The organism is Serratia sp. PGPR-27, assembly GCF_022678525.1.
GTDB lineage: Bacteria > Pseudomonadota > Gammaproteobacteria > Enterobacterales > Enterobacteriaceae > Serratia > Serratia nematodiphila.
Genome location: NZ_JALBYS010000082.1, coordinates 1 through 917 on the forward strand (window position 1 = coordinate 1; position 917 = coordinate 917).

The following is a 917-nucleotide window of genomic DNA, read 5'->3' on the forward strand; positions in this document are numbered from 1 at the left end:
AGCCTGCTGGGCCAGCAGTACACCATCCTGAGCGCGCAGCAGGGGGTGAGCGGGCAGTTTGACGCGGTGGCGCCGAACTACCTGTTCCTCGGCACCGGGCTGAGCTACCAGCCGAATGGGGTGACGCTGAGCGTCGGGCGCAACGGCACAAGCTTCGCCAGCGTGGCGCAGACGGCGAACGAGCGGGCGGTGGCGGCGGCGGCGGATGCGCTGGCGGCGGGCAACCCGGTGTACGAGAGCCTGCTCAGCAGCGGCTCGGCGGGCGAGGCGCGGCAGGCGTTCCGCCAGCTGTCGGGGCAAATCCATGCGGACATCGCGTCGGCGCTGGTGAACGACAGCCGCTACCTGCGTGAGGCGCTGAACGGGCGTCTGCGTCAGGCGGAAGGGCTGGCGAGCTCGTCGGCCATCAAGGCGGACGAGGACGGCGCCTGGGCGCAACTGCTGGGGGCGTGGGACCATGCATCGGGCGACGCCAACGCCACCGGCTATCAGGCCTCGACCTACGGGGTGCTGGTGGGGCTGGACTCGGCGGCGGCGGCCGACTGGCGGCTGGGGGTGGCGACCGGCTACACCCGCACCTCGCTGCACGGCGGGTACGGGTCGAAGGCGGACAGCGACAACTACCACCTGGCGGCGTACGGCGACAAGCAGTTTGGCGCGCTGGCGCTGCGTGGCGGAGCGGGCTACACCTGGCACCGCATCGATACCAAGCGGTCGGTGAACTACGGGATGCAGTCGGACCGCGACACGGCGAAGTACAGCGCGCGCACCGAGCAGCTGTTCGCGGAAGCGGGTTACAGCGTGAAGGGTGAGTGGCTGAACCTGGAGCCGTTCGTCAACCTGGCGTACGTGAACTTTGAAAACAACGGCATCGCGGAAAGCGGCGGCGCAGCGGCGCTGCGCGGCGACAAGCAGCA

The 917-nt window shown here is 70.0% G+C and carries 1 protein-coding gene; it reads left to right on the forward strand.

Annotation, left to right across the window (positions count from 1 at the left end; all coding sequences use genetic code 11):
* A partial coding sequence (locus MMS95_RS24105; protein ID WP_242142434.1) for an autotransporter outer membrane beta-barrel domain-containing protein occupies positions 1 to 917 on the forward strand: 917 nt, incomplete at both ends.